Source organism: bacterium, assembly GCA_021108215.1.
Lineage (GTDB): Bacteria > Oederibacteriota > JAAXVQ01 > JAAXVQ01 > JAUVAV01 > JAIORK01.
Window position 1 is genome coordinate 21,199 of the sequence record JAIORK010000064.1, and the last position, 6,455, is coordinate 27,653.

Below are 6,455 nucleotides of genomic sequence, written 5' to 3' on the forward strand. Positions count from 1 at the left end.
AAGGGTACCACGGGCTTGCCCGTGGGGCTCCATAAGAAGGGCGGCACGATGAAAAAGAAAATTGGTATTGGTATGCTCCTGATTGCAATCAGTATAACCTGGTTTTTGGTGCAGGGGATTGAGCTGATTTGCAGTGCGCCGATGCCGGTGGTGGACCAGGCACTGTGCGTTGCCATCCGGGATGCTGAGATTGTCGAACAAGACGGGATGCGCCGGGTGGGTAAAAATTACGCGTTTACACGTCAGGGCGTGGATGCCTGCCATCTGGAAGGCCTGCCCGAAGGCCGCGGCGCAGCCATGGCGCGTTTGTATACTGAAGAATTTGCCGCAATGGAGCGTTCGCTGATTGAGACCGTGGAAACTTTTATCCCTTATGCGGCAGTGCGCTGGTTGATGGCGCGTCTGGTGGGAATTCGCAACCGCGGCCTGGATCGCTTCGTGCCGCCGGCCGTGCAGGCGGAGCTGGCAGGATTGGTGCTGGCATCCCGAGACAACTATCCGCAATACGGTGATTATTTTAACCGGCTGCTCAACTATCTGGCAGCGCATGATATTTCCCATGCCTATATGGATTACATGTTTATGGCGTGTACTGCGTTTGGTTTGAGCGCGGAGATGACAGCAGCCAATGCCCCGCTTATGGCGCGGAATTTTGATTTTGAGGCAGGCACAGCCTTTGATGAACACAAATTGGTGATGGTGATTCAGCCGGAAGCGGGATTGCGTTTTCTCTCGATAGCCTGGCCAGGCATGGTGGGTGTGGTATCCGGCCTCAATGAGGCGGGTATTGGCGTGGTCTTGCTGGCCGGGCACAGCAGCGATAAAGCCAAACTTGGAATGCCGGTCTCGGTCGTGGCGCGTCAGGTTCTGACAAAGGCGGAAACCCTTGATCAGGCCATTGCGGTCATCACAGAGGAAAAAGTATTTATCTCAGAATCTTTTTTAATCGGATCCGGACAGGAAAATAGTTTTGTGGTTGTTGAAAAAACACCGCAGCGTACCATCGTACGGAAAATGAAAAATGGGCGGATCAAGGTTGCCAACCATTTTCTCTCATCCGAATACACCGGCGATCAAGCCAATCGTGATTATCAAAAAGAGGGGACCTCAATTGCACGGCTTTCCCGTCTGACCCAATTACTTGACCGGTTGGGGGAGAAAATAACAGTATCTATGTGCGTGGATATTTTGCGCGATCGTCTGGCATTGGATGATGGGCCGCTCGGGCTGGGAAACCGGTCAGCCATTAATCCGTTGATTGCCTCGCACAGCATGGTGTTTGACCTGAAGAACCGGATTGCCTGGGTGAGCGCGACGCCGCATCAATTGGGACGCTTTGTGCCGTTTGCTTTAGATGCGTTTTATGAAAAACCGGCAGTAGCGACGATTGTTGCCGATGATCTGCTGGTCTCCGGGAAATACGCAATCTATCAGACCTATACCCGGGAACTGGAAAAAGCGAAACAAGCGTTGAAGCAAAAAGCATTTCAATCCGTACTGGATATTTGTGAGCGTAGTCGCAGTTTAAATCCCGACGATTATCAGGTATATTATTTATCCGCCCAAGCATTGCAGGCTTTGGATAAAAAATCCGCAGCACTATCGGCCTATCAAAAAGCACTGGCTTTAAAGCCGGCTTTTTTTGGGGAGCGTGAGGACATGGAAACAGAGATCAAAGCATTGCGCGAGGTGACGCATGAATGAGGGAGTCAAAGCGCGTGTCCTGATTACCGGCGCATCGCGTGGCATTGGTGCAGCCTGTGCCAAACGGTTGGCCCGGGCCGGTTATCATATTGTGATGAATTTCAGGGAAAACCAGGCCAAGGCCCAGGCAGTACAAGCCGGGATTGTTCAGGCCGGCGGCAGCGCGGAATTACTGCCGTTTGATGTGAGTGACCGCGAGGCTTGTTTGTCCGCGATCACTCAATGGGTGGAGAAAAACGGCGCCTTGCATGCCATGGTACTCAATGCCGGGATGCATGCCGATGCCCCTTTGGCCATGATGCTGCCCGAGGAATGGGAAAAAATTATCGGGGTGAACCTCAATAGTTTTTACAATGTTGTCAAACCGGCATTAAAAGAAATGCTGCTGGCCCGGCGCGGGACCATTGTGGCTGTGACCAGTGTCTCGGGATTGTCCGGCATGGCCGGACAGGTGAATTATGCCGCAGCCAAAGCGGGGATCATCGGTGCGGTCAAGGCGCTGGCCAAAGAAGTCGGCAAACGCAAGATTCGTGTCAACGCAGTGGCGCCCGGTTTCATTGAGACCGATATGATCGCCGGGATACCGATGGACAAAGTATTGCCCATGATTCCTTTGGGGCGTGTTGGGAAGGCAGACGAAGTTGCAGCGGCTATTGAATTTTTTCTTTCCGACCAGGCAGCCTATATTACCGGTCAGGTACTCTCAATGAACGGAGGCATTCTCATTTGAGTTCGCAGGCGCATGGTCATACAGTTGTCATCACCGGGTTGGGGATTATTTCCTGTCTGGGAAACAATATCGATGAAGTTACAAAATCACTGCTCATCCAGCGCAGTGGTATTGTTTTTGATCCGGCGCGAAAAAAGGCGGGATTTCGCAGCGCGTTAACCGGCGTGATTCGTGATTTTGATCCCAAAACTTTTGGTGTGGGGCGGCGTATGGCCAACACCATGGCCGAGCCTACGCTCTATGCGTATGCAGCCGCGCAGCAGGCTTTGCAACAGTCCGGTTTGGATGCGGAGATGCTGGCGGAAAAAGAAACCGGTATTATCATGGGAAATGACAGCAGTGCCCGGGCAAGTGTTGAGGCCTGGGACATGATGAAGTCGGCCGGTGAAACCAAAGCAATCGGAGCGGGCAGTATTTTTAGGATTATGAATTCCACGGTTAGTATGAATTTGGCCACGCACTTAAAAATTAAAGGCGCCAACTGGACCTTGTCAGCTGCCTGTGCGTCCGGAGCTCATGCGATCGGACAATCTGCGATGCTGATTGCAGCCGGACAGCAGGAAATCATGCTCTGCGGCGGTGCCCAGGAAGTTAATATGCATTGCATGGCTTCCTTTGATGCGCTGAATGCTTTTTCGACCTGCGAGCAGGAACCGGAAAAAGCGTCCCGCCCTTTTGACCGGCACCGCGATGGTTTGGTGCCCAGTGGCGGCGCGGCAGTAATTGTTTTAGAATCAGAAGCCCATGCCAGGCAGCGGGGTGCCGTAATTCTCGGCACTATTGCAGGGTATGGTTTTTCATCAGATGGACATCACCTTTCCTTGCCCGATGTGCCGGGCAGCGTGCGCGCCATGCAAAAAGCGCTCCTGCAGGCAGGTATTGAACCTAAGAAAATTGACTATATTAATGCACATGCCACGTCAACTTTGTCGGGAGATGCTGCCGAGGCAAAGGCGATTACACAGGTATTTAAGACTTGCCCGCCGGTTTCGTCTACCAAAGGCATCACCGGACATGAGTGCTGGATGGCTGGTGCCAGTGAGGTGGTATATTGCACACTCATGGCGCAGGCAGGCTTCATGCCCGTGAATGTTAATTATGAAGCAGGCGACGAAGACACGGACAAACTGAATATTATCCAACAGCGGATTGATCGAAAACCGCGTGCAGTTCTCTCTAACTCGTTTGGGTTTGGCGGCACCAATGCATCATTGGTGCTGAAATACTAGAATTGCAGGAGCTTGCCGCCTCGATGAAAAATTTGATTGCAAGGCCTGTCTACTGGTATGCTAGAATGCAGCCTGCAATGTAACCTTTTGGAGCGTCCATACGTACCACTAATAGAAGGGTGGTTAAGGCACCAATGTTCAGGGCATTTTTATTTAGGGGAATAACAAATAAAAAAAGGGGAGGAAGAAAAAATGCGATACCGTTATCTGGTCAGTGCAATTGCTTTGGTTATGCTGGTTTCAACTAATCTTTTCGCGTATAGCGAAAGATTTGAGGGGTACACGTTTAAAGCGCATGTTGTCAAATCCAACCACCGCCATTATCAGGAGTTTAAAAAAGCGAATAAGGTCATGCTCAAAGTAAGGCCGAATGAGGAATATTCCATTGTGATCCACAATCCCTTGCCAGTGAGAGCTGCTGTGGCCGTATCAATTGACGGGCTTAATTCGATTGATGGTAAGCGTACCTCTCCCCGAAAGGCACAAAAATGGATGATTGCGCCGAATTCGTCTATTACTGTTTCCGGTTGGCAGACCAGTAAAAAAACCTTGCGGAAATTTTTGTTTACCCAAGATACCGCAGCCTATGCTCAGTGGAAGGAAGACCGGGAAGGAAAATCTTATAGTAAAAATATGGGCGTGATCGGTGTTGCCTGGTTTTGGAACAGCCAGGAGCTGGACCGGGCCCTTCATCCACCTCAGCCGTTTTTATCAGAGACAGCAAAGCGGTCACAGATGGCAGATGCTGCCAGTGGCGCAAGGCCATCAAGCAGACGCAAGGAAAAATCCGCCTCGCGGGCCGGGACGGGTATGGGCCAGGAGAAGCAGCATCATGTCACCGAAGTGGAGTTCAATGCCAATGCCGGTATGTTCCGTGTGAAAAATGTCATGAAAATCTTTTATGAATTTGCCAAAGAACCGCCGGTGCCCCAGCCGTTCATTGATGAAGAAAGAGATACCATCCGTTTTGCACCGGAAATGCCGAAATAATACACGTTCGGCATTGACATAAAAGTACACAGCACATCAACGCCTCCTTCTGGATAAAAGAAGGAGGCGTTTTTTGTAATAGGGCTATCGTGCCAACGCGAACATAATGGGACCCTTGAGTTAATAAGTGCACTTGGCACCAAAAATATAAATTATCTTGTAACAAATTACCTGGAAATCAGTCTCAATAAGTAGACCATCTTTAGGGAGAAACCATGCTGGAAAAAGAACCACTCATCCCCAAACACGGAGGGTATCGAAAATTGAAAAGCTTTCAGGTTGCTCAACTTGTATATGATATTACCACACGATTTTGTGACCGCTACATCAGTCGGTTTAGCCGGACACGTGATCAGATGATACAAGCGGCCAGAAGTGGAGTTCAAAATATTGCGGAAGGTTCGCAGGCCTCGGGAACTTCCAAAAAAACCGAACTCAAGCTTACCAATGTTGCCCGAGCCAGTTTGGAAGAATTACGCTTGGATTATGAGGACTTTTTACGGCAGCGTGGTATGGTGTTTTGGGACAGGAACGATCCCCGGAGGCAGGAATTGATCAATGCCCGGTGTACAACCGCAGACGAGGTGGCATATTGGGTGAAAATTTGGACAAAGAGTGGACTTTATGGACAAGGTGGACAAATGCCAAGTCAATCAAAAATCACGTCCATACAGTCCACAACGTCCAGCTGGTCGGAATATTCTGCTAATGCAGTATTGGTCTTGATCGCAGTGGCTTGCAGCCTCCTCGACCGTCAGATCACCGCACTTGCTCAATCTTTTGAAGAACAGGGTGGATTCACCGAGAGGTTATATCGTGTTCGCTCACAAAATCGGCGACAGACAAGACCATAGGATGTTTTTTAAATTGGATTTGATCTTCTCCCCGGTATTCTTCGGGTAAGCCTGTGGATTTTTATCCGAATAAATTTTTTGGAAATGATGGAGCGTGTTAGAGGGTATTCCAACAAAAATATAATTATAATTGTACAGGAGGAAGCATGAACAAGCATTCACTGGCTTTTTTTGAAAATCATAAAATCCGCCGACAATTTGATGAAAAGACTGAGACTTGGTATTTTTCGGTGGTGGATATTATACAAGTGCTGATCCAATAACCGGACTATCAGACTGCCCGCAAATACTGGAATAAGCTCAAAGAGAGATTAAAAGCAGAAGGAAGTGAACTGGTGACAAAATGTCACCAGTTGAAAATGATTGCCGAGGATGGAAAGATGAGGCTGACGGATACTGCTAATCCGGAAACACTCTTGCGCCTGATTCAATCTGTGCCCAGTCCCAAAGCAGAACCAATTAAATTATGGCTGGCCAAAGTCGGATATGAGCGCTTTGTGCCTTTACCCCTGGGTTGGTTTTGCCTTTCTCCGTGTCCTCAGTGAGCTCCGCTATGTGCTGGGATTCAATAATAAGTAAATAGAAAGAGCAGTATGGTGAATGCTTTTAAAAAAGCAAAAAAATTTTACCACGGTGTTCACGGTGACCACGGGGAAATCAACTGCTTAAATCTTCTGTAGGGTTAAACGCAGAAAATAGGATCATTGGTTTTTCTGCCTTTGTGATTTTATCCTAACAAGCTTTCTCCGTGTTCACCGTGCCTCCGTGGTGAATGCTTTTAAAAAAGTAAAAAATCTTACCACGGTGTTCACGGTGACCACGGGGAAATCAACTGCTTAAATCTTCTGTAGGGTTAAACGCAGAAAATAGGATCATTGGTTTTTCTGCCTTTATGATTTTATCCTAACAAGCCTTTCTCCGTGTCCTCCGTGATCTCCGTGGTGAACG

The 6,455-nt window shown here is 49.0% G+C and carries 5 protein-coding genes and 1 pseudogene; all 6 read left to right on the forward strand.

The window, feature by feature from the left end; genetic code table 11:
- Nucleotides 1–48: 48 nt before the first annotated feature.
- The 6 genes and pseudogenes from K8S19_13765 to K8S19_13790 all read left to right on the forward strand — a co-directional run bounded on the left by K8S19_13765 (nt 49) and on the right by K8S19_13790 (nt 6,052).
- Nucleotides 49–1,704 (forward strand): C45 family peptidase, encoded by a 1,656-nt coding sequence (locus tag K8S19_13765; protein ID MCD4814745.1) that lies wholly within the window; start codon nt 49–51, stop codon nt 1,702–1,704.
- Entirely contained in the window at nt 1,697–2,434 is a 738-nt protein-coding gene (fabG, locus tag K8S19_13770) for a 3-oxoacyl-ACP reductase FabG (protein ID MCD4814746.1), read from the forward strand. Before K8S19_13765 ends, fabG begins: the two co-directional genes overlap by 8 nt.
- On the forward strand, nt 2,431–3,663 hold the full coding sequence (locus K8S19_13775; protein MCD4814747.1) for a beta-ketoacyl-[acyl-carrier-protein] synthase family protein: 1,233 nt from the start codon (nt 2,431–2,433) through the stop codon (nt 3,661–3,663). The genes fabG and K8S19_13775 overlap by 4 nt, the downstream gene beginning before the upstream one ends.
- Nucleotides 3,664–3,855: 192 nt before the next feature.
- Nucleotides 3,856–4,653 carry a hypothetical protein gene (locus K8S19_13780; protein MCD4814748.1) on the forward strand — a complete coding sequence of 266 codons (798 nt, stop codon included), beginning with the start codon at nt 3,856–3,858 and terminating at the stop codon, nt 4,651–4,653.
- 215 nt (nt 4,654–4,868) lie between these two features.
- Nucleotides 4,869–5,507, forward strand: a complete 639-nt coding sequence (locus tag K8S19_13785) for a four helix bundle suffix domain-containing protein (GenBank protein ID MCD4814749.1) — start codon at nt 4,869–4,871, stop codon at nt 5,505–5,507.
- A gap of 146 nt (nt 5,508–5,653) precedes the next feature.
- Nucleotides 5,654–6,052, forward strand: a pseudogene (locus K8S19_13790) (Bro-N domain-containing protein).
- Nucleotides 6,053–6,455 lie beyond the last annotated feature (403 nt).

What these genes read in the sequence shown, in the direction of transcription:
- K8S19_13765 (MCD4814745.1), top strand. Translation starts at nt 49, where the DNA reads ATGAAAAAGAAAATTGGTATTGGTATGCTCCTGATTGCAATCAGTATA.
- fabG (MCD4814746.1), top strand. Translation starts at nt 1,697, where the DNA reads ATGAATGAGGGAGTCAAAGCGCGTGTCCTGATTACCGGCGCATCGCGT.
- K8S19_13780 (MCD4814748.1), top strand. Translation starts at nt 3,856, where the DNA reads ATGCGATACCGTTATCTGGTCAGTGCAATTGCTTTGGTTATGCTGGTT.
- K8S19_13785 (MCD4814749.1), top strand. Translation starts at nt 4,869, where the DNA reads ATGCTGGAAAAAGAACCACTCATCCCCAAACACGGAGGGTATCGAAAA.